Genomic DNA, 22850 nt, shown 5'->3' on the forward strand with positions numbered 1-22850 from the left:
ACTTGCCTGTCAGAGTGTTGCGAAATCAGCTTTCTTTCCCTGCCCGGCACTGTCCCCATAGCAAGTTCATATTCACGCCTGCTGAAAGTAAGGGTTCCGGTGGATTTCTGTTAGGTCCTGGGGACGACAACAGAAAATCGATCAGTGGGTCCTTCTTGCCTGCCAGCCAGTCTGCCAGCAAGGTGCCTGTCACCGTGCCACGGGTCACGCCCAGTCCATTGCAGCACAGTGCACCATAGACGTTGTTGGCCAGTTGCCCGAAGTGCGCCATGTGGTTGCGCGACAACGCTAGCGACCCGCCCCAGGTGTATTCGAAATTGACATCGGGGAGCATGGGGAATCTGCGATCAAACGAATCCTTGTGTCGCTGGATAAACCGCTCCAGATATTTTTGATGGCTGCGTCCGTCGGCATTGAAGCTGAAGCTGTTACGCACCAACAGGCGGTTATCCGTTGTCCGGCGCAATGTAGTGCCGAAAGGATCGGCAGGAATAACCCCCCAATAAGGCCGACCTCCCAAGCGTGCCTGCTCATCTTCCGTCAGCTGCCGGGTCAGGCTTGCGTACGTAAAGATCGGCAGCATGCGCCCTTTCAAAAAACCGAAGCTCATGGCGAACGCGTTATTGGTCAGCAGCAACTTGTCCGCAACAATACGACCGTTCTTATGGGTGAGGATGGTTTTGTCGCCGTACTCCACGTCGGTAATCGGCGTATTTTCATAAAGCGTCACGTTGGCCGGCAGGCTGTCGGCCAAGCCCTTTACCAAGGCGGCCGGCTGGATGAGTGCTGTGCCCGGAGTGAACAGTGCCTTGCGATAGAAAGGCGTGCCGATGTGATCCGGCAAGTCCTTCTCTTCGATCATTTCGTATTCTTGACCGAGTTTGTCCAGCCCACGGCGATAAGCATCCAGAACAGAGATACCCCGGTCTTCAATAGCCGCCTGATACTTCCCGCACATGCGCAACTGACAGTCGATCCGGTGTTTTTCCACGAGGCTCTTCAGAATGTGTTGCCCTGTCAGGTTCAACGCCATACTGATTTTTGCCGTCTCGATATCGCCGATATAGTCATCGGCACCGATATCGTGTGGCAGGTCGATGGCGAAGCCGGCATTTCTGCCGGAGGCCCCGTAACCGACCTCCTGGGCCTCGATCAGGACAATCTCGTCATCCGGAAAATTCAGCGCCAGTTGCCGAGCTGCCGCAAGCCCGGTAAACCCGGCACCCAGCACGACCCAACGGGCCGAGCGGATGCCCGAGTGGGGCGCACGGGCCACTCTCGGCTGGCTAAGGTGGAACCAGCCGCATGTAGAGTCATCTGCAGGTGTGTATCTGATTTTTGCCATTTTTCGCGACCTGGGCTCTTTTATATTTGTAGTTACTAAAAGCGTCCCTTCTGCACGTTCTCGTCACACGGTTCATGCAAGTGGCATCGGTACTGCTTTTTAGTAGGTAAGTGCCACATCCAACCCTTCCGGCGCGGCGTACTCGGACATACGACGTCGCGACAATTCCAGATGCGCGCGCACGATATCTCCCGCCAGAACCTGATCATGGTTTTCAATGGCACTGATCATTTCGTCATGTTGTTGCGCCGCCACTTCCAGGTCTTCTTGCATGTCCACTGTCGTGGGATGGCGATAGAAGATCTTCCCCAGCCGCGCATGGTCGATCAGCAAGCGTTGCAGGCTTGGCATCAAGTAAGCGTTGTGAGCCATCTTGCCGATCTGCAGATGGAACTCGTCGTTGTAGAGCACTCGCTTCTCTACATCTTTCTCTTCGATGGCCGTGCGGAAGAACGCCTGGATGCGCTTGAGCTCTGCAATCTCGAATGGGGTTGCATGGGCGGCCGCCAATTGGGTGGTGGCGATGTAAATCAACGGGGCTGCCAGGAAAAAGCTTCTGAGCGACTGGTAGCTCATCGACGACACGCGGGCGGCACGGTTCGCTTCAAGATCGATGTATCCCTCGGCCGCCATCTGCCGCATGAGCTCGCGCACAGGTGGTCGGGATAGGCCGAACTCGTCGCACAAGGCCAGTTCGTCAACGACTGCGCCAGGTGCCAGCTCCATGCTCAGGATCCGGCGACGCAACGCCTCTCCCAGCACAGCTTTACGGTCAACGGGCAGATCCGCGGTGGCTTGCAGATCGAGTTCTTTGGTAGCCATTTATTAGAAACCTTTGTACGGGTGAGTGAACGCTGTCTACTACCTGTATTCTCACTATAAAACAACGTTATTCTTTGTGTCTACAATTAAAATACACATTCAAAACAGCCCTCATCCTGAATCGACGGGTGGTTTTTGGGAGGCGGATATAGGGTGGCGTCAGGGCGCCGGATTTTGGCAAAAACAGGCATTGGCACGCCCAGGCATACCCTGAGCGCACTCGACTCATAAATGGCGGATGGAGAGCGCCGTGAGCATCAAATCAATGGGGCTTCTTTACTTGACCAGACGAACTTCCTTCGACGGGCGATAGCCAAAGTAGGAGCTGTAACACTTGCTGAAATGGCTGGGTGAAACAAAGCCACAGGCAACCAGCACATCGACCTGGGAGAGTTCCGTGTGCTGCAGGAGCCGACGCGCTTCGGTGATGCGCAACTCCAGGTAATAGCGTTGCGGTGTAGTGCCCAACTGCTCCCTGAACAGGCGTTCGAGTTGCCGGCGTGAGCGGCCGGCGTAGGCCGCCAGTTGCTCCAGTTCCAGGGGCTCTTCGAGGTTGGCATCCATCAGCTTGACCACCTCCCGTAGCGGCGCACTCAAACAGATGTTTTCTGTCGGCTTGATGCGCCGGTAGCGAGACTCTTCAAAAGCAAGAATGTCCTCGATGCCTTCGACCAGCGCTTTGTCGTGCAGCCCCTTGATCCAGTCCAGCGCCATGTGGAATGCCCCGGAAGGACTGGAGGCTGTAAGCCGGTCTCGGTCTATCACATAGGGCTCACTGCTGACCTGTGTCGCCTTGCAGAACTCGGCCAGTGCGGGGCGGTGCTCGGGGTGAATGGCGCACCGGTAGCCGGCGAGCAATCCGGCGCGCCCCAGGAACCATGCGCCATTCCACAATCCGGCGAGCGTGATGCCCAGGCCCGCGGCTGTCTTGAGTAACTGTATGAACTCATCGCTAGCCCTGAGCTCTGTCCGGTAACCGCCACAAATGACCAGCATGTCCAGGTCTTGAAGTACCGAACAATTGATACGGGCATCTGGCCGGATGACCAGGCCCAGGTCACTGATGACCTCCCCGTCGTTCAAGCCGAACGTCTGGGACGAGAACAGCTTTGGACGCAGTAGATTCGCGGTGACAATCGTATCCAGCGCCTGGGTGAACGCAGGTAAAGAGAAATGTTCGAGCAACAGGAATCCGGCTCGAACCATTTGCGTCGGCTGGTTGGGGTTGTCATTCACATAGCGAAGATTCTTCCCCTTCATGCCTCCGCTAAACTGGCGTCTTTCGATCAATCTTCAATCCACTCTATTACGTTCGAGAATGCGTCATTTGTAGCGCTGAGAAGCCCATCATCCTGACGCCACTCCTGCCGCGTCAAGCAAGCTGAAAGCCATGACGAAGGGGATCTTTGTCATCGACAAAAATGGTGTTGTGTCCGGTGATTTGCGCCCAGCCACCGATACTCGGCGTGATTGCGTCAAAGGTTCCCACTTTCACCGACGCTTCGACTTTTCCTTCGAAGATCGTACCGATCAGGCTTTCGTTGCGGTACGTGTCTCCGACCTTCAACCGTCCTTTGCCAAACAGTTGCGCCATTCGTGCCGAAGTACCTGTGCCACCGGGCGAGCGATCAATCGCCTTGTCACCGTAGAATACTGCACCGCGCCCGTCTGCTGCCGTCGAGTGTTCCTCGTCACACCAGATGACATGGTGAACGCCACTGATTCTGCTGTTCTCTGGATGCACGGGGTCACTGACTTCAGCCAAGGCGGCGCGCAGCTTCTGACTCAGGCTGACGATGTCTGCCGTGGTCAATCCGTTCAAACCCGGCCAGTTTTCCTGCGGCTCGACCACCGCATAAAAATTGCCGCCGTAGGCAATGTCTACGACAAGCTCGCCAACACCAGGCACATCCACCACCACATCGGCGCTGTGCAGATAACTGGCGACGTTGAACAGGCGGATGGAGTCAACATATTCACCGTTCATGGTGTAGTCGACATCCACGCGACCTGCCGGTGTCTCGATGGCCAGCCGACCAGGTTCGCGAGGCGTGACCAGGCCTTCTTCGATGACGACGGTAGATAATCCGATGGTGCCCGCCCCGCACATGGGCAGGCACCCGCTAACCTCGATAAACAAGGCGCCGAAGTCGCAATCCTCACGGGAGGATGGATAGATGATCACGCCGGACATGATGTCGTGCCCTCGCGGCTCAAACATCAACGCCGTGCGCACCCAGTCATGATCGCGAACGAATATTTCGCGTCGCTCCGCCATCGAGACGGATGGCAGCAATGGCCCGCCACCCGTGACGACGCGAACCGGGTTCCCGCACGCATGGGAATCAACACAAAAAAAGCTACGTCTCATTCTGAAAATCTCTTACACGAGTTTGCGCGGGGAGTGACGCTGCAACGCGCCGCGAGACAGCCGATCCAGAAGGAGTGCGACAGCGACGATCGCCAGGCCGGCACGCAGGCCCAACCCCATTTCCATCCTTGTGAGGCCTCGGGTGACTTCAGCACCCAGTCCACCCGCCCCCACCAGGCCTGCCAACACCACCATTGCCAGCGACAGGAGGATGCATTGGTTCAGCCCCACCAACAGCGTCGGCGCGGCAGTCGGCAATTCGATCTTGAACAGTATCGCCCTTGGCGAAGCACCGATGGCCTGGCCCAGTTCAAGGAACTCCTTGGGCAGTTGCTTGAAGGCAAGGGTCGTCAATCTGAGCATCGGTGGAATGCCGTAGACGATGGTCGCAATGATCGCGGGCACCCGTCCCAGGCTAAACAGCATCACGGCCGGGATCAGGTAAACCCAAGGCGGTACGGTTTGCATGATGTTGAGGATCGGCAAGAACGCCTCGTCGACCCGCTTCACCCGTGCTGCCAGAACGCCGAGCGGAAAGGCGATGGATACCGAAATCAGCACCGCAACCGAGACCAGGGCAATGGTCTGCATGGACGCGACCCACAGCCCGGAGAACAGGCAGAATGCCAACATCAACCCGGCAAACAGGGCCACTTTCTTGTTGGCAAAAAACAATGCCAACACCACTACCCCACCGATCAGGGCATAGGGATGCGGGGCAAGCAATGCACCCTCAACGCCACCCAGTACCGCCTCGATCACCTGGCTGATGACTTTGAACAGCCCATGCAAATTGGCGTTGAGCCAATCGACGGCGGGTGCGAGAAATGCGCCTGGTGAAAAATGGATTTCTGCTGAACTCATTTCGATTCTCCCATCCGGGAACGTGCGGCGCTCTGCGCCAATCGATCCAGAATCATGGTCAAAATCACGATGGCAATGGCGGCGTTGATCGACTTGGCGATGTCCAGCGTGCGAACAGCGCCATAGATCGATTCACCCAGTCCGCCGGAACCGACGATGCCGGCAATGACCACCATGCCGAAGCCCATCATCAGACTTTGATTGACCCCGGCCATGATGCTTGGCATGGCAAACGGCAGGCGGATCTTGAAGAACATCTGCCATCCGGTGACGCCGCTGGCGTCCCCTAGCTCGATAAACTCTTTTGGCGTCATGCGAATCCCCAGGGAGGTCAGGCGCATGGCGGGTGGCACAGCCACGATAAAAGTCGCCAACAGTGCCGTGGCAGTGCCATAGCCCAGCAGCGCAATGGCCGGCAGCAAGTAGATGTAGGGTGGCATGGTCTGGATCAGATCCAGGAACGGGTCCACGACCCGATCAAATGAAGGCGCGAGCCCCGCCAGCACGCCCAGTGGAATCGCCACCACCAAGGCAAGCACGGTAGATGTCAGCACCAGGGCAAGCGTGCTGACTGTTTCTGGCCATAAACCAATGACATCACAAAACAACAAGGCCAGCCCGGCAAGGATCGCGAAACGCAAACCGACAGCCCGCCAGCCGATCAGGGCAATGCCTATCGCAATGACGTAATAAGGCGGATAGGCGATACACCACTGCACGCCTTCGTAAACGCCCTTCAAAAACGCATTGGTCGTGTCGAACACGGACTCTCCATTGTCCATTAGCCATTCAAGGCTCGAGTCGACGACCGAATCGAATTGGTTGGAAAAGTCAGGCGTGCTCATGTTGAGGCCTCCAGTGCAGTGGCGGCCTTCGATACCGCGAACTCGTTTGGAATACCTTGGACGCCACGCAGCAAATCACGCGGCGTAATGATCCCCACTACCACTCCGTTATCAACCACAGCGAGTGCGTCGCGCTCGGACTTCATCGTCAAGCCGATAAGCTCGTTGATATCCGCATCGACTGAGGTTTTGATGAGCCGGGCGATGTCGCCGCCGGGGTTTGCTACCTTGAATGACTCCACGGGCGTCATGACGGAATTTGCCCTGACCAGATGCAACCTGGAGATACCGGCGACAAATTCCGCGACGTAATCGTCTGCGGGGTTGAGGACGATCTCCTCGGCAGTCCCCACCTGAATGATCGCGCCGTCCTTCATGATCGCGATCCGGTCGCCGATACGAATCGCTTCGTCCAGATCGTGAGTGATGAATACAGCAGACTTGCCCAGTTCCTTGGTCAGTTGGCGGAACTCATCCTGCAACTGCCGGCGAATCAACGGGTCGAGCGCACTGAAAGGCTCATCCATCAGGATCACTTCCGGGTCTGCGGTGATTGCCCTGGCAAGCCCTACCCGCTGTTGCATGCCCCCGGACAATTCGCTGGGGTAGCGCGACATCCAGTCGCTCAACCCGACTTTGGCCAAGGCCTGCTCGGCAACCTTGTAGCGCTCGGCCTTGCCCACGCCTTGTACTTCCAGTCCAAACGCCGTGTTCTCCAGAACCGTACGGTTAGGCAGCAACGCAACGCTCTGAAAAACCATCCCGATATGACGTGCCCTCACCTCACGCAGTTGTGCGGCATTCAACGACGAGAGTTCTTTGCCCTTGACTACGATCTTGCCGGCGCTGGGTGTGATGAGTTTGTTCAACAGCCTTATCAGCGTAGATTTGCCACTGCCTGACAATCCCATGATGCAGAAGATCTCTCCCCGGCGAACCTGGAGACTGACATCCGAGACCCCGACCACGCAGCCGTAGTTTTGCAGGATCTGAGTCTTGGTGAGCCCCTGCTGAACGACGGCATTCATCGCAGCAGGTGCGGCTTTCCCGAAGATTTTCCAGACTGACTGGCAATCTATCAGCACTTCGTTGGTATCAATGTTGGGCGTTGTCATTTTTCGTACCCGTCGAACCAGTTTTTCTGGTTTTTCTAATGAATCAAAGGGCGGCAGTGGCGTTTAAAAAGATGCTCGTTATTTCTTTATGTTTTCCCAGCGCTTCAACAGGTCAGCGTGCCCATCAGTCCAGCCTTGAATGGCTTGTTCCATGGTCTTGCCGTCCTTTACTTCACCGTTTATTGCCGTGATATCTGAAATCGGCACGTATACGCTGGCCATTACTTCACGTGCACGTGGGTTTTCCTTTGAGAAATCCTTGTGGCCAATCCAGTAGTAACCTTGTGGCGGTGGGAACACACCCTTTGGATCCTTGAGGAACTTCAGGTCGAACTTCTGCGCCATCCATGAAGGCTCCCACACAGTGACGGCAACCCACTCTTTACGATCGACTGCCGATTTCAATGCGGCTGTCATGGCAGCGGTACTGCCTTCGAGCAGTTGCAACTTGATGCCGTAGTCCTTGACCGCCTTGCTCGCGTCATTCATCAAGCCCGAACCTGGTTCGATACCGATGATCTTGTTGCCGAATTTCTCGGCGTTGTCATTGAGTTGTTCGATTGAATCGATGTCGACGTATTTAGGTACGGCGATCGCCTGGTAAAGGCCATAGGAAACCGGGGATAGTTTTTCCAGGCGGTTCTTGTTTTTGTTCCAGTAGTCATTCGCCGCGTAGTCGGTTTGTGAGGCAAGTACCTGGATATCTCCTTTGGTCAGAGCGGCATAAGCGATACCCCACTCGGAAAACTCGATGACTTTTACGCTATAACCGGAATCCTCAAGCACCTTTTTGGTAATACCGGTAATGGGTGTCAAGTCTTCCCAGGTCAACGTGCCCATGGTGATTGTTTTTTCTTCCGCGTGAACAGGCAGCATTACCATGCCCATCATCGCGACCGCGCAGACTGCCTTCCAAATCTTCTTCATGGCGTTCCTCGATCTACGTTAATACTTTTTATATTAGTCTCTAAACAATAGAGGCCCGTGGTGCACAGCTATAAGCTCACCATCTGTTTCAGTTGTTGTTGCCTATCAATCCGTATCCGGATTGATATTCAATGCCGCCGTTTCTGCGACATCAACTCGTATCGATCCTCATGCCAATTAAGCGAGGACCGGTATTATTTAAATGGAGTTGGCAGGTCTGCCTTCATTCCATTGGGGGCGATAAACATTTCCATGTTCTCGCGGGAGAGCTCCCAATGCTCAAAGACCAGGTCAACTACAGCGCTCTCGTCACGACGCTCAATGGCTTCAATAAAAGAATCGTGGTGCTCTGCGGAAAGCTGTAGCCGTTGTTCCATGTCCTCATCGCGAGGGCGGAAAAATGTATGACCAATTCGTGCGTGATCAATCAGCAGTCTTTCGAGGCTGGGCTCAAGGTACTGATTGCCCGACATTTCACCCATGATCGCGTGGAATCGATTGTTTTCCACGACCATCATCAGGGCATCACGGGACACCGTCGCAGCACGGAAACGGCGTTGCGTTTCCTTCAGGTCAACCAGCTGCTGAGCCTTGAAATTTTGAACGGCCAGACGACCTATCGCGGCGTACACCATGGGAGCCACCAGGAAAAAATTTCGCAGTGTCGAGTGGTTCATGGGAATCACCCGGGCACCGCGGTTCTCCCTGATATCGATGTACCCCTCACCGGCAAGACGTCGAAATACTTCTCGCACCGGGGTTCTCGAAAGCCCGTACCGTTCGCTGATGGCAACCTCATCCAGCGCCTCGTCAGGATCGAGCTCCATCGTGAGGATCTGACGCTTGAGGTCGTCATAAAGAGTGCTCTTGCCGTTTTTCACAATGACCTCCCGAGGCAGTCAAATCAGCGGTTACGGCTTGTTGTTGAATTCAGATTCGCACGGGTTTCGGGTGTCGTCAATGATTTGTATTTTTTATGTATACACAGAAAATACTGTAAGAACACACATAGAAAATAGATTATTTCCTTATAAATCAAATAGATAAAATTTCAAACCGAAATCATAGGGTCGTTAACAGAAATGTAACCTGTCGCAAATTGAACGGCCCTTCGGCCTCGGGATCGGGCACCTGGCTGGGTCGGATGTCCGACGGCGCCATTTTCAAGACCGCAAACGACATGCTGCCGACATGACAAGCAGGGCAATGTTCGAGAAATGTAGCGAGGGGGATCTGGTCATTCAAAGCCGCGAAGCGGCTTCGACTTGAAGGAAGGGGTCGACCACGTCTACGCGGTCCGACCTGAATCAGCTCTCAGAGGCGATCGTTGACTCGCCAACGGTTTCTGCCGCCAGCTTCAATCGGTCCGCTTTACAAATGTATTTAGGCTTGCTCTTCGGTGCCAGTTTGGCACTGGCCTTTTTGGCCTTAGCCTTGAACAGCTGCTTTAGTTTCTTTTGACGGTTCATTTTTTCTACTCGGTATGTCAGGTCTTGAATGATATCAGCTTAAGGCATTGGCCCAATTGTGCCGTTACAGACCGGCGAGTAAGAACGCCCATTAAAACGCCGAAAAGCCCGCCACCCTCAAGAGGATGGCGGGCTTTTGTGTTTTTGGTTTTACGTCATTTCAGGCTTCGTGCGTGCCAGTTGCTCCCGGGCAAATGCGCCGAGGGTCTTCAACGCCTTGGCCGCCGAACGCAGGTAGAAGGCTTGCAACTGGAACACGTGCCAGCGTGCGGCATACACCTCCAGGCGGCAATTCACCCCGCAGTCAAGCGCATGCTCGGCCAATCGGGTGGCGTCAGACAATAACAGCTCATGGTCACCGACCTGGATCAACATCGGCGGCAGCCCTTGCAGGTCCACCTCAAGCGGATAGCCCATCACCTGCGTACCGGCATACCAGCCCAGCCCTTGCTCCAGCCAGCCGCGACGGATCATCGGATCCTGTTCTACCCGCGAGGTCATGGAAGCACCGCTCAGGCTGTCGTCAGTCACTGGCGACATCAGAAGCATGCCGGCGGCAAAATGCGGGTGAAGATCACGCAGCTTGAGCGCCAGAGCCAATACCAGCGCGGCGCCCGCCGAATCGCCGGCCAGGAAGATTCGGTCAGCGGCATACCCCTGAGCCCGTAGCGCCTGATAGCAGGCCAGCGCATCGTCCAATGCCGCCGGGCAAGGATGCTCTGGCGCCAGGCGATAATCAGCTACCCACACCGACATCCCCGAAGCCTTGGCCAAGCGGCCGGTGATGCTCCAATGTGTATCCGGCGAGCCTAGGCAGAACGCCCCGCCATGCAGGTACAGAATGACCCCGCCGTTTTCACCCTGCTGCGGTGCGACCACTTGCACGGGAACGCCGTTGGCCTGCTGACGATAACGAATCACGCCGCCAGTGCCTGGCATCAACCTGGACAATAGGCTCACGACCTTTCTCTGCGCTGGCGCAGCCAACCCCGGCCCGATCAGCGAGCGGAACGTGGTGCGAAGAAAAACCCTCAGGAATCCGGCGCTCAATGTTTCTGGCCAGTCGCGGGATTCGCCTACGGTCGCGCCGCCTTCAAACTCGCGTGTGAAGCGGTATGCATGCAACCCGGAAAACCGCGTCAGCCAGCGATAGCTCAAGGTGAACCCCGGCCAGTTGGTGCTGTTGTTGCCAGCGTCATCCACATACCAGCTCTTGCAGCCGTTCCACACCGTGTTGACCAGGCGTTGCTGGACCTGCCCATGAAAGCGGTCATACACGCTGGGGTCGACTTCCACAGTGTTGGCGCCGTTACCCTTCATCGTGCGCCAACAGCGCATGACGTGGGCGATCTGACTTTCCAGCATGTAGACAATCGAGTTGTGGCCCAGGTTGGTGTTCGGCCCATACAACATGAAGAAATTGGGGAATTGCGCAACCGTCAGCCCCAGATACGCGCGGGTGCCATCGCGCCAGGCATGGTTAAGGTCCACGCCATTTCGCCCGACGATACGCATCGGCGACAGAAACTCGGTAGCCGCGAACCCGGTGCCGTAGATGATCGCATCGACTTCATGCCGCTGGCCGTCAACGGTTTCAATGCCGCTTTCAGTGACTCGCTCAATGCCGTCGGTCACCAACTCCACGTTGGACCGGCTCATGGTCTGGAGGTATTCGCTCGACAGCAGGATACGCTTGCAGCCGTATGGATAATCCGGGGTCAGTTTGTTGCGCAGTACCGGGTCCGGCACTTGCTCGGACAACAGTCGACGGAACGGAATTCCCACTGCCCACTTCATCAAGCCCTTGAATCGGGTGAACGCCAGCGCCCGGGACTCGTAGCGCATGTATATCGAGGCACGGTAAGCGGTCATCATCCAGGGCACGTTGCGCAGCAATGATTTTACCCGCTTGGAATAAGCCCGATCCGGTCGAGGCATCAGGTACGCCGGCGAGCGCTGGAACACCTTCATGTGCCCGACAGTCCCGGCAATCGCCGGTACGAACTGAATGGCCGAAGCACCGGTGCCGACCACCGCCACGCGTTTGCCTGCCAGCGAATAGCTGTGGTCCCAGGTCGCCGAGTGGAACACGTGCCCCTTGAAGGTTTCCATACCGGCCAGCTTCGGGAACGCCGGGCGACTCAACTGACCGGTGCCACTGATCAACAGCGATGCACTCAGGACGCTGCCATCCTGCTGGGTCACGTGCCACAGCGACGTGCGTTCATCAAACTCGGCGGACACCACTTCGGCGCCGAAACGAATGTGCTTGTCCAGACCGTACTTGTCAGCGCAATGCCGCAGATAGGCATGAATCTCGGCCTGGGGCGCGAACACCCTGCTCCAGTCCGGGTTCGGCTCGAACGAAAATGAATACAGGTGCGAAGGTACGTCGCACGCGGCGCCGGGGTAACTGTTGTCCCGCCAGACACCGCCGACGTCCTGTTTCTTCTCCAGGATCACAAAGTCCTTCACACCGGCCTTTTGCAAGGCAACGGCCATGCCGATACCGGCAAAACCGCTGCCGATGATGATGGCGCTCAAGGCTGTTGCCGACTGACTGCCGGTTCCAACTTCATGCAACGACATAAGATGCCTCATTGTTGTTTTCAGTGGTGGCTGTCGTTTCAGTCCGGGCGGACGAACACACCCGCCCAATACCGCGGATAAGGTCAACGGCTTTCTCGGCGATCATGATGGTCGGTGCGTTGGTGTTGCCGCCGATCAGGGTAGGCATCACCGATGCGTCAACGATTCGCAGCCCTTGCAGACCGTGTACACGAAGTTGCGCGTCGACCACGGCCAGTGGGTCATCGCCCATGCGGCAAGTGCCCACCGGGTGATAAACACTGTCGGTACGACGGCGCAGTACGGTGCGGATCTGCTCGTCGGTCTCGACCCCGTCGGTGTACAGGTCGCGGGTGATCCAGTTGGCCAGCGCCGGTGCCTGCATCAAACGGCGTGTCAGTTTGAATGCCGCGACCATATCTTCAAGGTCCTGCGGGTCCTGAAGAAACGCCGGATCAATCAGCGGTGCCGCTTGCGGGTCTTTGCTGGCCAGAGATACGGTTCCGCGGCTGCGCGGACGCAACAGGCAAACGTGGCACGACAACCCATGACCCAGACGCAACTTGCGCGCATGGTCCTCCACCGGAGCCACGACAAAATGCAATTGAATATCCGGTTTATCCAACCCTTCGCGCGTTTTGAGAAACGCTCCGCCCTCGGCAAAATTCGAGGTCAGCATGCCTCGACGTTCCCGGCGAAAACGGCCGGCTTCCTTGAGCATTCTGGTGCTGCCCGCAACTGAAACGCCCATGGCATCCAGGCTTGAGGTCTTGTAGACGAAAACGAAATCCGGATGGTCTTGCAGGTTCTGCCCAACACCAGGCAGGTCCTGCAAGAGCGGGATGCCACGGCGTTGCAGTTCCTCTTTGGGCCCCACGCCCGACAACATCAACAGTTGCGGGGTCTGGAAGGCCCCGGCGGCGAGGATGACTTCCCGCTTGGCACGCAGGGTGAGAACCTGACCGTTTTGCAGCACCTCGACAGCCACGGCGCGAGTGCCTTCAAATAAAATGCGTTGCACCTGGGCCCGGGTTTCGACGGTCAGGTTGTTGCGCACGTCCACATACGGCAACAGATACGCCCGCGCCGCGCTGCAGCGTTCACCGTGCTTTTGCGTGACTTGATAGATGCCAACGCCTTCCTGTTCCTCACCGTTGAAGTCGTCGTTGAGCGGTAAACTGGTCTCGCGGGCCGCCTCCAGAAAACGTTGCTGGAATGGATTGTCCGAACGCAAATCGCTGACCCACAACGGCCCACCCCGCCCGTGCAAGTCGTTGCCGATGCGCTCGTTGTGCTCGCTGCGTCGGAAGTACGGCAAGACATCCTTGAACCCCCAACCGGTATTGCCCAGGGCGGCCCAATGGTCGTAGTCCCATTGATGACCCCGCACGTAGATCATGGCGTTGATCGCAGAGGAACCACCCAGTGCCTTACCCCGTGGCTGGTAGCCCTTGCGCCCTTCCAGCCCCATTTGCGGGACGGTGTCGAAGGCCCAGTTATTCACCGAAGTCGGTACCATTGCCACCATCGCTGCGGGGATATTGACCAGGCTGGACTGCCCGCCACCACCGGCCTCCAGCAAACAAACACTGACGTCCGGATCTTCGCTCAGCCGACCGGCAACCACACAACCACCGGAACCGCCGCCCACTACGATGTAATCGAAGGTCTTTTTCATTGTTGTTCTCCCTTGTGCAAGGCAGTGCGAGATTTGCGGGGTTACCCGAAAACACACAACTGCGCCTCCTGGTTTTCGCCAGGTGCCGCAACGGCCTTTTATTGATGGTTAAACGACGAACCGTGCGCAAAGGATGGTGACCGCCATTGATAAAGAACCGAATGCTGGAATGGGACAATTGCTTTATTATTCGGGCCAACCTTTTCGCCACAGGGACATGGGCATGAGCTTTCGGGATTTTCTGCGTGGCCCGGCCAGCGCCTTGCTGCTGGTGGAGTTCGGCGTCGAAAAAGGCTTGGCTGCCGGCGCGATACTGGCCGGCTCGGGGCTGACGGCAGCGCAACTGGCCGACCCGAATCTGGAGCTGACTGCCGATCAGGAACTGCGGGTGACCGGCAATCTGTTGCAGTTGCTCGGTCATCCTCCGGGGCTTGGCTTCGAAATCGGTGCGCGCTATCACTTCTCGACCTATGGCCTGTTTGGTTACGGCCTGATCAGCAGCGCGACCACCGGGGATGCACTAGCCCTGGCACTGAGCTTTTTGCCGCTGACCTACGCATTCACCGTGGTGACCTATGAAGAGCAAGGCAGTGAAGGTGTGCTGACTTTCGCCACGCCCGGGCTGGCACCCGACCTGCGGGATTTTCTATTGACCCGGGACATGGCAGCGGGGGCGCTGTTGCTCAAGGAACTGGGGGGCGATGACTTTTCGCTGTCGCGCTTCACGTTGCGTGCCGATCCTGCTCACGAGTGCGATAACGACCGTTTATTGGGGCTGGCGCCTGTCTACGCAGCCAGCAGCAACAGCCTGGCCTTTGATCGTTCATTCCTTGTGCGCCCCTTGCCGCAAGCCAACGCCGTCACAGTGAGCATGTGCGAGCAGATGTGCACACAGTTGATGCAACGGCGAATCGCCCGTTCCGGCATGACGGCGCTGGTCCAGCACTACCTGACCAATACCGACGCGACGCCACCGGACCTTTGCGCCATGGCCCGCCTGATCCACGTCAGCACTCGCACCCTCAAGCGCCGCCTGCACGACGAAGGCACCACCTTCCGTGCCTTGCTGGCCGAGGCCCGAAGCCGCAGTGCCATCGAAATGCTCAACGACGAACGCCTGAGTCTCACCGAGATTGCCGAGCGACTGGGGTTCAGTGACCTGTCGAGTTTTTCCCAGGCATTCAAGCGCTGGTATGGGGTAGCACCGAGTCATTTCTCGCTGCGAAAAAGCAGCAGCGGCGTGTGCTAGATGACGCACTCGGTATCGAATGTCCGTTAAGGGGGCGTTTGCAGCCCGATGCGACCGGCAGCAATCGGCTCCCCTCGATTCAACGTTGCTGTTCCACGATCCTGAGCCAGGGCCAGCGAGCCTGATAACTTCTCGCCTTCTGATCGAACAGCTCTGGCTTGAGATTCTTCGGGTTGATTCGAAGTAGCCCGTGCTCGGTGTCGGCCAGGCCGTTGGGCGCATAGACCTCACCCGTTTCGATATCCAGACCAATGCAGGTGCCGGCAATCAGGTAGCGATCTATCCCGTCTTTAGCCGACTGAAGCCTTGGATAATCCCCGCCAAAGCGCTGGCGGTACCACAGGTGGACACGGGCCTGATTCTTGATCTCAATGTTCACGTCGAGGTCCTGGAACAGACGCTGACCTGATTCGATGACCTCATTCTCAGCTTCCCATGACAGGTCATCATCGAAGTAAAAGACGTCGTAATCCTTCACGCCCCACTCTGGCGGTCGCTGTGCCTGTTGATTCCAGACGGCCTGGAACAGGCAGCCGGCCGTTAGCATGCACTGGTTCAAACCGAGCTCCGGCAAACGAGCGGAAATCTCTGCGTTTACCGGATTGGTCATTGCGATCCTGACCAGGCTTTCGACAGTCAATGTCATCTTCATCCCTTCTGATTGATCTAATCCCGGCGACCGACAATACCCTCAACGCTGTTCAAATTTGCAAAAAAGTCGCCCTTTTCTCTCCCTCGGCCAATCTGGCGCGAATCATGCCTGATGCAATGGCCTGAAGTCGGTACTGACTATGTGGGTGACACTTTTGAAGTGAACCACCTCAGTGCCTGCCACGATAATCGATAGCTTACTGACGAACTGTCGAGGTCAAGCATGACGAACGCAACTACGGAACAAGTCAGCCCACAAACACTGAGAAGAGTGATTGTGGCTGCCGGCATCGGCAATTTCGTCGAGTGGTTCGACTTTGCGGTGTATGGCTTTTTGGCCACGACCATCGCCCAGCAATTCTTCCCCAGCGGCGATGCCAGTGCCGCGCTGCTCAAGACCTTTGCGGTATTCGCCGTGGCCTTTGCGTTTCGGCCCCTTGGAGGGATTTTCTTCGGCATGCTGGGCGACAGGATCGGCCGCAAGCGCACCCTTGCGATGACCATCCTGCTGATGGCCGGTGCCACGACCTTGATCGGCCTGCTGCCCACTTATGCGGCAATCGGGGTCATGGCGCCGATTCTTCTGTCCCTGATCCGTTGCGCCCAAGGCTTTTCCGCCGGCGGAGAATACGCAGGTGCCTGTGCCTACCTGATGGAACATGCGCCGAGTGATAAGCGCGCCTGGTACGGCAGCTTCATTCCGGTGTCGACATTTTCCGCCTTCGCCGCAGCCGCCGTGGTGGCCTACGCGCTCGAGGCGTCATTGTCGGCCGAAGCAATGGGGAGCTGGGGTTGGCGCCTGCCGTTCCTGATTGCCGCGCCCTTGGGCCTGGTGGGTCTTTACCTGCGCTGGAAGCTCGATGAGACACCGGCATTCCAGGCGGTGACTCAGGAACATGCTGTCGCACATTCTCCACTCAAGGAAACCTTGCGCAACCATGGTGCGGCGATCTGTTGCCTGGGCGCTTTTGTGTCACTCACGGCACTTTCGTTTTATATGTTCACCACCTACTTCGCGACCTACCTGCAAGTCGCCGGAGGCCTGAGTCGCGCAACAGCGTTGCTGGTGTCACTGATTGCATTGCTGTTCGCTGCGGCGATCTGCCCGCTGGCCGGGCTGTATTCGGACCGGGTCGGGCGTCGAGTCACGGTGATGACCGCATGCGCGCTGTTGATCCTGGTCGTGTATCCATCGTTCCTGATGGCCAGCTCCGGCTCGTTCGCCGCGTCCATCGTCGGCGTCATGCTCCTGGCGATTGGCGCGGTGTTGTGTGGCGTGGTAACCGCAGCCTTGCTCTCGGAAACCTTCCCTACCCGCACTCGGTACACCGCCTCGGCGATCACCTACAACATGGCGTACACCCTTTTCGGCGGCACCGCGCCGCTGGTCGCAACGTGGCTGATCAGCACCACCGGCAGCAACCTGTCGCCAGCGTTCTATCTGATTGCGATTGCATTGCTCGCATTGGCGGGCGGGCTGGCATTACCGGAGACTTCAAGGATTTCCCTGCATGATGTTGCGGCGCAGGAGAAAGCCGAGGGCGTGGGCGCATCCGCCTGAAAACACGAAACGAGCCGGCCAGGCGTCACGTGAGCGAGGTTTCCCTAAGCGGCCGTTGACTGGCCGTCAAAACCCTGCACAATTGCCGGCTTTTTTCGCGACAGGACGTCACTCATGCAACGGATTGTAATTCTAGGCAATGCCGGTAGCGGCAAATCCACCCTCGCCCGCGCCCTTGGCAAGCGTCTGGGCCTGCCCGTGGTGCACCTCGATACCTTGTTCTGGGAGCCCGGCTGGATAGAACCCGACGCGGAGCAATTCCGCGCGCGGGTCAGCGCCGCGATCGCAGCGGATACCTGGATTTGTGAAGGCAACTATGCCCGGCGCACCTTTGACCTTCGCCTGCCCCGGGCCGACCTGATCATCTGGCTCGATACGCCGCGACTGACCTGCTTCGCCCGAGTGATCATGCGCAGCGTCAGCAAGCGCCCTCGCCCTGACCTTGCAGCCGGTTGCCCAGAGAAGCTCGACCGGGCGTTCCTGACCTTTCTGAACTTTGTGTGGAATTTCGATCAGGGTTATCGCCCCGGTATCGAGGCGGTGCGCCTGACCACAGGCCCGCGGATTCCTGTGGTGCATTTGTGCAATAGCCAGCAGATTGCCGCCTTTCTCCATGGCTTGCCCGCAATGCCAGGCACCTGCCCTGTATAGAGGGCGCATGATTTCACATTGATATCGCCGATTTGTCATGAAATGACAAGAAATTGTCGTCGAATGAATGGTCGATAGCCTCCCCCGTCCATAAATTTCTCTTCGGGCCCGCGCGTTGAATCCCCCGATCTGACGCCTTGCCCGGCTGGCGCAATGCCTGGGCGCATTTCTGATTTATATGCTCAACATAATAATAATCCGAGGGGTCGCATTGTATGCGTGTGAATTTACCCGTAACCGAGCATGAAAGAGTTTTCCCCACCGAACAGCGATTGATCTCCACGACCGATCTGGATAGCCGAATCACTTACTGCAACGACGCCTTTGTTGCCATCAGCGGTTTCACCTACGACGAACTGGTGGGTCAGACCCATAACCTGGTTCGACACCCCGATATGCCACCCGGGGTATTCGTGCATATGTGGCACACCATCAAGCAAGGCAAACCCTGGATGGGTATTGTGAAAAACCGCTCGAAGAATGGTGATTTCTATTGGGTCAGTGCCTACGTCACGCCCATCTATGAAAACGGACGCATGAGTGGCTACGAGTCGGTCCGCTCGGTACCCAGCCGCGACCAGGTCCGCCGGGCATCAGCGCTCTATTCCAGGATGCGGGCCGGCAAGCCGATCGTTGCGCGCAGCGCGCGGATTTTCCGGCCACTGCGACAGGGGTGGCCATTATTGATGGCTGGCGGGGTTTCACTGCTGGGTAGTCATTGGCTATCGACAACCGCGGCACAAGGGGTCCTGATCACGAGCCTTGGCGTTGCCTGGTACCTGATCGAGTCCCGAAATCGCAAGGCCATCGAGCGTACCCTGGCCGAGCATCCGAAAGCCTTTTCCGATCCGTTGGTCGCCCTCACCTACAGCGATAACCACGGCCCCCAGGGGCAACTGGACATGGCTATGGTCAGTGAGGAAGCGCGCCTGCAGACAGCCCTGAGCCGGCTCGTCGATGCCGGGGTCAATGTCAAGGCCAAGGCGGCGCAATCATCCGAGCTCTCAGGTTCCCAGGCGCAGTCGCTTGATCGTCAGCGCAGTGAAACCGATCAGTCTGCAGCGGCCATTTCACAGATGGCCGCCACCATTCAGGAAGTCACGCAGAACGTCATCAGCACCGCACATGCCGCGTCGGAGGCTGACCAGTTGACCCGTGACGGTAGTGAGTTGGCCCGGCAAAGCCTGAGCGCCATGAAAACCATGCATGAGGCGGTCAACGAGATTGGCCAGGCGGTCGATGCATTGGCGAGCGAAACGCAATCGATCGGCAGTGTCGTGGATGTCATCACCTCCATTGCCGAACAGACCAACCTGCTGGCGCTCAATGCGGCCATCGAGGCGGCCCGGGCAGGTGAGCAAGGTCGCGGTTTTGCCGTGGTTGCCGACGAGGTGCGCTCCCTTGCACAACGCACCCGCACCTCCACCGAACAGATCCACGGCATCATCGCTTCACTGTATGCCGGTGCCGATCGCGCCGTATCAACGGCCAATCGTGGCGAGCAGATTTCCCGCGAAAGCATGCAAAGTGTCGAGGCGGTGCAGTCGGCGTTGGTCGGCATCAGCCAGGCCGTCACCCGGATAACCGGCATGAGCCAGCAGATGGCCTCGGCGTCTGAAGAACAAAGTCACGTGGCTGAAGATATCAATCAGCAGATCACCCGTATTGCCCAACTGTGCGACCACAGTGCCGGGCAGGCCAAGCAAGGCGCCGCGATCAGCCAGGATCTGGAAGTCATGGCCGATTATCTGCACAGCCTGGCCGAACGTTTCAGCCGATAGCCTTTAGTGCCTGTTGACCATCTCGCATCCGGACAACAGGCAGCCTCAGTGGAAAACAGCGACGCGTCCCTCAACGCCCCCAGTCCCAATGATAGAATCCTGTTTTGAAAAAGGAGTTTCATCTGTGGAGGCTGGAAAAATGAGTTGCCCATATTGCGCGGAAGTCATCATGGCTGAAGCCATTCTATGCAAGCACTGCCAATCCGACCTCAGGCAGAAAATACAAATCCCGCCTGGGCGGCCACTACCGTCAGTAAAGAGAATGGGCCCTGTCAGCAAGGTCCTCATCGGAGCCATTATCGCCATCACCTTGTACCTGGCTTTCGGCTCTGCTGTCAGTAACAGGTCGCAAGACAAGGAAATGATGCAGGCCCGAGATGCCGTCGAACTATGCCGCCAGGAAGTAAACAGCTACTCCGGCCCTGCAGTCGGGAAAAGCATAATCGTAGAAACTTGTCAGAAGCTTGAAGACGAATTCCGTAAGGGTTTTGGCGACGCACTATAGGAAAAACCGATTACGAAGCCCGCCATTGAGCGGGCTTTTTTGCCTTTGGCATCAGGCAACAAATCACTGATTCACCCTGCATGAAAATCCATCATGACATGTTATGACATCATTCAAAAACGGACTTTGGTCAACAAATACGGGGTTAAAAGGACGAATGGTCGAAAGGCGTCAAGCGTGGGGAATTGCCGGGAGTTTGCAGCCACTACAGGCTTTTCAGGCAGGCGCGTTCGTCGCGGCAAGGTGAACTTCACTTACTCAACGTGTCACATTAGGTCCCCGTCAAGCGAACTTCAGTGGAGGTATAGCCTTATGAGCATGGCCACAATTGTCAGTGCCGTGATTTCCAGTCTCGCACCCAGTGTCTTTGACCAGAACAACCTGCAAGAACCCGGCGCGCATGTTTCAGCCGTCGATTATCACTACGGTATGGACATCGATGTGAAACAGGTACTGCAGCGCACCGATACATCCGACAAGACCGGCGTAGTACCAGTGACTGTGGTCTACCTGGACAGCCAGGGTGAGCTTCACAAGATCCGTTTCCTCGAATGGGGTGCAAGCCCTGCCAACCCCACCAGCATTGCCTGATCCGCTCGTCGATCGGATTCCGGGCCTCACCGCCCCCCCAGAAGCGGAAGTTAAACCTCCCAGGCACTCAGTGCGATTGAGGTTTTTTGTTACCTGAAAATGGACATGATCGAATGACTAAACGTTCATTCGAGAAACTCACTTTTATCTTGGTGGCTTAATGTCGCAAGATTAATTGATAACAATTGCTGGATCTAAATGGCAGTCAGCAACGGTAAATTCCAATCAAGCCGTGCATAGAGCCAAGTTGATTCACTATTGAAACCAAGAGGTCACCATGGAACTTAGTATGTTCTCTTCGTCCACCGTGGAATATGTGCGTTTAGGCGTTGTATATTTTCATCTTATCGCCTGCTGCGTAGCAATCGGGCTGGTATTGACCAGCGACATTGCAATGGTCAAGCAACTCCTGAAGGGAGATGCGTCAGGCCACCACGATGACGCGCACATGGAAAGCCTTCAAAAAACCGTAGTGCTTGCACTTGTAGCGCTTTGGATTACGGGCATTGGTATTGTCGGGATCGATTATGCCGGCAAGGGGATGGAATATTTCCTCAATCCAAAATTGCAAGCCAAAATCGGCATAGTTGTGCTGTTGACCTTTAACGGTTTCCTGTTGCATAGCGCGGTATTGCCGGCGCTGAAAAAAGCCGGTTCGTTACTCAAACTCTCCTTCAGCTTGCGCATGCTGGCGCTGTTCTCCGGCGCCCTCTCTGGCGTGTCGTGGTTCTATGCCGCCATGCTGGGTGTTGGTCGTCCGCTGGCCTGGAAGTATTCGCTGGTGGAGTTGCTGGCAGCCTATCCGGTACTCATCGTCGGTGGTTTCGGAGCGATGGTACTGCTCACCACCTGGGCAAAAAGCAGAGACACCGAAGCACGTAGGGACCAAGGCACCTGGTCACCAGGAAACGCCGCCCTGGCTGGATGGTGAGACAAGGAAGTTCAGCTTTAGCCAAAAAACCCATTTTTAGCAGTTCGTAAAATGTCACTTGAGGATACCCAAATGAAATCCATGAAAGCCCTTTTCGTAATCGCCGCTCTGACCGCTTCTTCTCTGGCGATGGCCACAGGTGGTGGTGACAAGACGTTCAATCGCATGGAGTCGGCCCGGAAAGTCTCGATGGAGGCCTTCCAGGTTGCACAGAAACAGAAGGCTGAAGCCGCTGTCGCTGAAAGCAAAGCCAAGGCTGCCAATCACACCAACAGCTGATCGATGTAGCCTGTCCTCCCGGCTGACAGAAATGTGCAGCCTCAAGCCTCGCTAGCAGTACCCAAGGTGTTGCTAGCGCCGGTTTAACCGAGATCCCTTGGACCCACGCCTATGCCAGTCTCGCAAACCCGCCCCTCACCCGCGCCGTTGCTCAAACCGGGAGAGACGGTTGTTTTGTTCGACGGTGTCTGCAAGCTATGCAATGGCTGGGTGAGATTCTTGATTCGCCATGACCGCCAGCGGCGCGTGCGGTTGGCGGCGGTTCAGTCACCCGAGGGGCAGGCTCTGCTCGCATGGGCAGGTTTGCCCCTGGATCAGTTCCACACCATGGCGGTGATCCGCGACCGACACTACTGGGAGCGTTCGCAAGCATATTTCGAAGTCATTGCCCAGTTGCCCGCACGCTGGCACCCCGTGCTTCTGTTGCGCATTTTTCCTCGCACGCTTCTGGATTGGGCATACGACCGCATTGCGCTTAATCGTTATCGGCTCTTCGGGAAATACGACACATGCCTGTTGCCGGACCCTGATCATGAACAGCGCTTTTTGAAAGCCCCCCTGTGAACGCCCTCATGCGCATTAACCGGATCGCCCTGAGGAACCGGCTATCGCTTCAGGAGACAATCCCCTCAAACAAACGCCCGACA

General features: G+C 56.9%; 21 protein-coding genes and 2 pseudogenes. 10 read left to right on the forward strand and 13 right to left on the reverse strand.

What is annotated here, in order from left to right:
- Positions 1-25: 25 nt before the first annotated feature.
- The 12 genes from KW840_RS14545 to KW840_RS14600 all read right to left on the reverse strand — a co-directional run bounded on the left by KW840_RS14545 (position 26) and on the right by KW840_RS14600 (position 14004).
- Entirely contained in the window at positions 26-1345 is a 1320-nt protein-coding gene (locus tag KW840_RS14545; protein WP_090455157.1) for an FAD-binding oxidoreductase, read from the reverse strand.
- Between the two features lie 99 nt (positions 1346-1444).
- Positions 1445-2167, reverse strand: a complete 723-nt coding sequence (locus KW840_RS14550; RefSeq protein ID WP_218495878.1) for a GntR family transcriptional regulator — start codon at positions 2165-2167, stop codon at positions 1445-1447.
- Between the two features lie 276 nt (positions 2168-2443).
- On the reverse strand, positions 2444-3427 hold the full coding sequence (locus tag KW840_RS14555) for a GlxA family transcriptional regulator (RefSeq protein ID WP_218496080.1): 984 nt from the start codon (positions 3425-3427) through the stop codon (positions 2444-2446).
- A gap of 112 nt (positions 3428-3539) precedes the next feature.
- Positions 3540-4538, reverse strand: coding sequence for a 4-hydroxyproline epimerase (locus KW840_RS14560; protein ID WP_090455151.1), 999 nt, complete (start codon positions 4536-4538; stop codon positions 3540-3542).
- A 12-nt stretch (positions 4539-4550) separates the two neighbouring features.
- Positions 4551-5402 (reverse strand): proline/glycine betaine ABC transporter permease, encoded by an 852-nt coding sequence (locus KW840_RS14565; RefSeq protein ID WP_057714865.1) that lies wholly within the window; start codon positions 5400-5402, stop codon positions 4551-4553.
- The gene (locus KW840_RS14570; protein ID WP_218495879.1) at positions 5399-6247 is read right to left on the reverse strand and encodes a proline/glycine betaine ABC transporter permease; all 849 of its coding nucleotides are present in this window, start codon (positions 6245-6247) and stop codon (positions 5399-5401) included. The genes KW840_RS14565 and KW840_RS14570 overlap by 4 nt, the downstream gene beginning before the upstream one ends.
- Positions 6244-7362 (reverse strand): glycine betaine/L-proline ABC transporter ATP-binding protein, encoded by a 1119-nt coding sequence (locus tag KW840_RS14575; protein WP_218495881.1) that lies wholly within the window; start codon positions 7360-7362, stop codon positions 6244-6246. Before KW840_RS14575 ends, KW840_RS14570 begins: the two co-directional genes overlap by 4 nt.
- 78 nt (positions 7363-7440) lie before the next feature.
- Positions 7441-8289, reverse strand: a complete 849-nt coding sequence (locus KW840_RS14580) for a glycine betaine ABC transporter substrate-binding protein (protein WP_154909029.1) — start codon at positions 8287-8289, stop codon at positions 7441-7443.
- Positions 8290-8483: 194 nt separating this feature from the next.
- The gene (locus KW840_RS14585) at positions 8484-9170 is read right to left on the reverse strand and encodes a GntR family transcriptional regulator (protein WP_057714869.1); all 687 of its coding nucleotides are present in this window, start codon (positions 9168-9170) and stop codon (positions 8484-8486) included.
- 426 nt (positions 9171-9596) lie between these two features.
- Positions 9597-9758: a DUF2986 domain-containing protein gene (locus KW840_RS14590; protein ID WP_079246754.1), complete on the reverse strand. Its 162-nt coding sequence runs from the start codon at positions 9756-9758 to the stop codon at positions 9597-9599.
- 150 nt (positions 9759-9908) lie between these two features.
- Positions 9909-12347, reverse strand: coding sequence for an alpha/beta hydrolase fold domain-containing protein (locus KW840_RS14595; RefSeq protein ID WP_218495884.1), 2439 nt, complete (start codon positions 12345-12347; stop codon positions 9909-9911).
- Positions 12334-14004 (reverse strand): GMC family oxidoreductase, encoded by a 1671-nt coding sequence (locus KW840_RS14600; RefSeq protein WP_218495885.1) that lies wholly within the window; start codon positions 14002-14004, stop codon positions 12334-12336. The genes KW840_RS14595 and KW840_RS14600 overlap by 14 nt, the downstream gene beginning before the upstream one ends.
- A 223-nt stretch (positions 14005-14227) precedes the next feature.
- On the opposite strand from KW840_RS14600, the gene KW840_RS14605 reads away from it, so the two are divergent.
- The gene (locus KW840_RS14605) at positions 14228-15253 is read left to right on the forward strand and encodes an AraC family transcriptional regulator (protein ID WP_218495893.1); all 1026 of its coding nucleotides are present in this window, start codon (positions 14228-14230) and stop codon (positions 15251-15253) included.
- 79 nt (positions 15254-15332) lie between these two features.
- Here the strand turns inward: KW840_RS14605 and KW840_RS14610 are convergent, their stop codons facing one another.
- Positions 15333-15899 (reverse strand): nucleotidyltransferase family protein, encoded by a 567-nt coding sequence (locus tag KW840_RS14610; RefSeq protein WP_057716607.1) that lies wholly within the window; start codon positions 15897-15899, stop codon positions 15333-15335.
- A gap of 228 nt (positions 15900-16127) precedes the next feature.
- Between KW840_RS14610 and KW840_RS14615 the strand changes: the two genes are divergently transcribed.
- The 9 genes and pseudogenes from KW840_RS14615 (at position 16128) to KW840_RS14650 (ending at position 22767) form a co-directional block, all read left to right on the forward strand.
- On the forward strand, positions 16128-17465 hold the full coding sequence (locus KW840_RS14615) for an MFS transporter (RefSeq protein WP_218495894.1): 1338 nt from the start codon (positions 16128-16130) through the stop codon (positions 17463-17465).
- 114 nt (positions 17466-17579) lie between these two features.
- Positions 17580-18116 (forward strand): AAA family ATPase, encoded by a 537-nt coding sequence (locus tag KW840_RS14620; protein ID WP_090455142.1) that lies wholly within the window; start codon positions 17580-17582, stop codon positions 18114-18116.
- A gap of 215 nt (positions 18117-18331) precedes the next feature.
- Positions 18332-18640: pseudogene (locus KW840_RS29015) on the forward strand (PAS domain-containing protein); the annotation flags it as partial.
- Positions 18641-18922: 282 nt separating this feature from the next.
- Positions 18923-19897, forward strand: a pseudogene (locus tag KW840_RS29020) (methyl-accepting chemotaxis protein); the annotation flags it as partial.
- A gap of 169 nt (positions 19898-20066) precedes the next feature.
- On the forward strand, positions 20067-20402 hold the full coding sequence (locus tag KW840_RS14630; RefSeq protein ID WP_218495896.1) for a hypothetical protein: 336 nt from the start codon (positions 20067-20069) through the stop codon (positions 20400-20402).
- Between the two features lie 312 nt (positions 20403-20714).
- The gene (locus tag KW840_RS14635) at positions 20715-20993 is read left to right on the forward strand and encodes a DUF2790 domain-containing protein (protein WP_057714874.1); all 279 of its coding nucleotides are present in this window, start codon (positions 20715-20717) and stop codon (positions 20991-20993) included.
- 277 nt (positions 20994-21270) lie between these two features.
- Positions 21271-21924, forward strand: coding sequence for a hypothetical protein (locus KW840_RS14640; protein ID WP_057714875.1), 654 nt, complete (start codon positions 21271-21273; stop codon positions 21922-21924).
- A gap of 72 nt (positions 21925-21996) precedes the next feature.
- Positions 21997-22203 carry a co-regulatory protein PtrA N-terminal domain-containing protein gene (locus KW840_RS14645; RefSeq protein ID WP_057714876.1) on the forward strand — a complete coding sequence of 69 codons (207 nt, stop codon included), beginning with the start codon at positions 21997-21999 and terminating at the stop codon, positions 22201-22203.
- 111 nt (positions 22204-22314) lie between these two features.
- Positions 22315-22767, forward strand: coding sequence for a thiol-disulfide oxidoreductase DCC family protein (locus KW840_RS14650; RefSeq protein WP_057714877.1), 453 nt, complete (start codon positions 22315-22317; stop codon positions 22765-22767).
- Positions 22768-22850: the final 83 nt, after the last annotated feature.

The organism is Pseudomonas sp. PDM30 (assembly GCF_019218985.1).
GTDB lineage: Bacteria > Pseudomonadota > Gammaproteobacteria > Pseudomonadales > Pseudomonadaceae > Aquipseudomonas > Aquipseudomonas jessenii.

Bases quoted from the DNA above. Each gene is read 5' to 3' on its own strand.
- KW840_RS14545 (WP_090455157.1), bottom strand. From the start codon at position 1,345: ATGGCAAAAATCAGATACACACCTGCAGATGACTCTACATGCGGCTGG.
- KW840_RS14550 (WP_218495878.1), bottom strand. From the start codon at position 2,167: ATGGCTACCAAAGAACTCGATCTGCAAGCCACCGCGGATCTGCCCGTT.
- KW840_RS14555 (WP_218496080.1), bottom strand. From the start codon at position 3,427: ATGAAGGGGAAGAATCTTCGCTATGTGAATGACAACCCCAACCAGCCG.
- KW840_RS14560 (WP_090455151.1), bottom strand. From the start codon at position 4,538: ATGAGACGTAGCTTTTTTTGTGTTGATTCCCATGCGTGCGGGAACCCG.
- KW840_RS14565 (WP_057714865.1), bottom strand. From the start codon at position 5,402: ATGAGTTCAGCAGAAATCCATTTTTCACCAGGCGCATTTCTCGCACCC.
- KW840_RS14570 (WP_218495879.1), bottom strand. From the start codon at position 6,247: ATGAGCACGCCTGACTTTTCCAACCAATTCGATTCGGTCGTCGACTCG.
- KW840_RS14575 (WP_218495881.1), bottom strand. From the start codon at position 7,362: ATGACAACGCCCAACATTGATACCAACGAAGTGCTGATAGATTGCCAG.
- KW840_RS14580 (WP_154909029.1), bottom strand. From the start codon at position 8,289: ATGAAGAAGATTTGGAAGGCAGTCTGCGCGGTCGCGATGATGGGCATG.
- KW840_RS14590 (WP_079246754.1), bottom strand. From the start codon at position 9,758: ATGAACCGTCAAAAGAAACTAAAGCAGCTGTTCAAGGCTAAGGCCAAA.
- KW840_RS14595 (WP_218495884.1), bottom strand. From the start codon at position 12,347: ATGTCGTTGCATGAAGTTGGAACCGGCAGTCAGTCGGCAACAGCCTTG.
- KW840_RS14600 (WP_218495885.1), bottom strand. From the start codon at position 14,004: ATGAAAAAGACCTTCGATTACATCGTAGTGGGCGGCGGTTCCGGTGGT.
- KW840_RS14605 (WP_218495893.1), top strand. From the start codon at position 14,228: ATGAGCTTTCGGGATTTTCTGCGTGGCCCGGCCAGCGCCTTGCTGCTG.
- KW840_RS14610 (WP_057716607.1), bottom strand. From the start codon at position 15,899: ATGACATTGACTGTCGAAAGCCTGGTCAGGATCGCAATGACCAATCCG.
- KW840_RS14615 (WP_218495894.1), top strand. From the start codon at position 16,128: ATGACGAACGCAACTACGGAACAAGTCAGCCCACAAACACTGAGAAGA.
- KW840_RS14620 (WP_090455142.1), top strand. From the start codon at position 17,580: ATGCAACGGATTGTAATTCTAGGCAATGCCGGTAGCGGCAAATCCACC.
- KW840_RS14630 (WP_218495896.1), top strand. From the start codon at position 20,067: ATGGCTGAAGCCATTCTATGCAAGCACTGCCAATCCGACCTCAGGCAG.
- KW840_RS14635 (WP_057714874.1), top strand. From the start codon at position 20,715: ATGAGCATGGCCACAATTGTCAGTGCCGTGATTTCCAGTCTCGCACCC.
- KW840_RS14640 (WP_057714875.1), top strand. From the start codon at position 21,271: ATGGAACTTAGTATGTTCTCTTCGTCCACCGTGGAATATGTGCGTTTA.
- KW840_RS14645 (WP_057714876.1), top strand. From the start codon at position 21,997: ATGAAATCCATGAAAGCCCTTTTCGTAATCGCCGCTCTGACCGCTTCT.
- KW840_RS14650 (WP_057714877.1), top strand. From the start codon at position 22,315: ATGCCAGTCTCGCAAACCCGCCCCTCACCCGCGCCGTTGCTCAAACCG.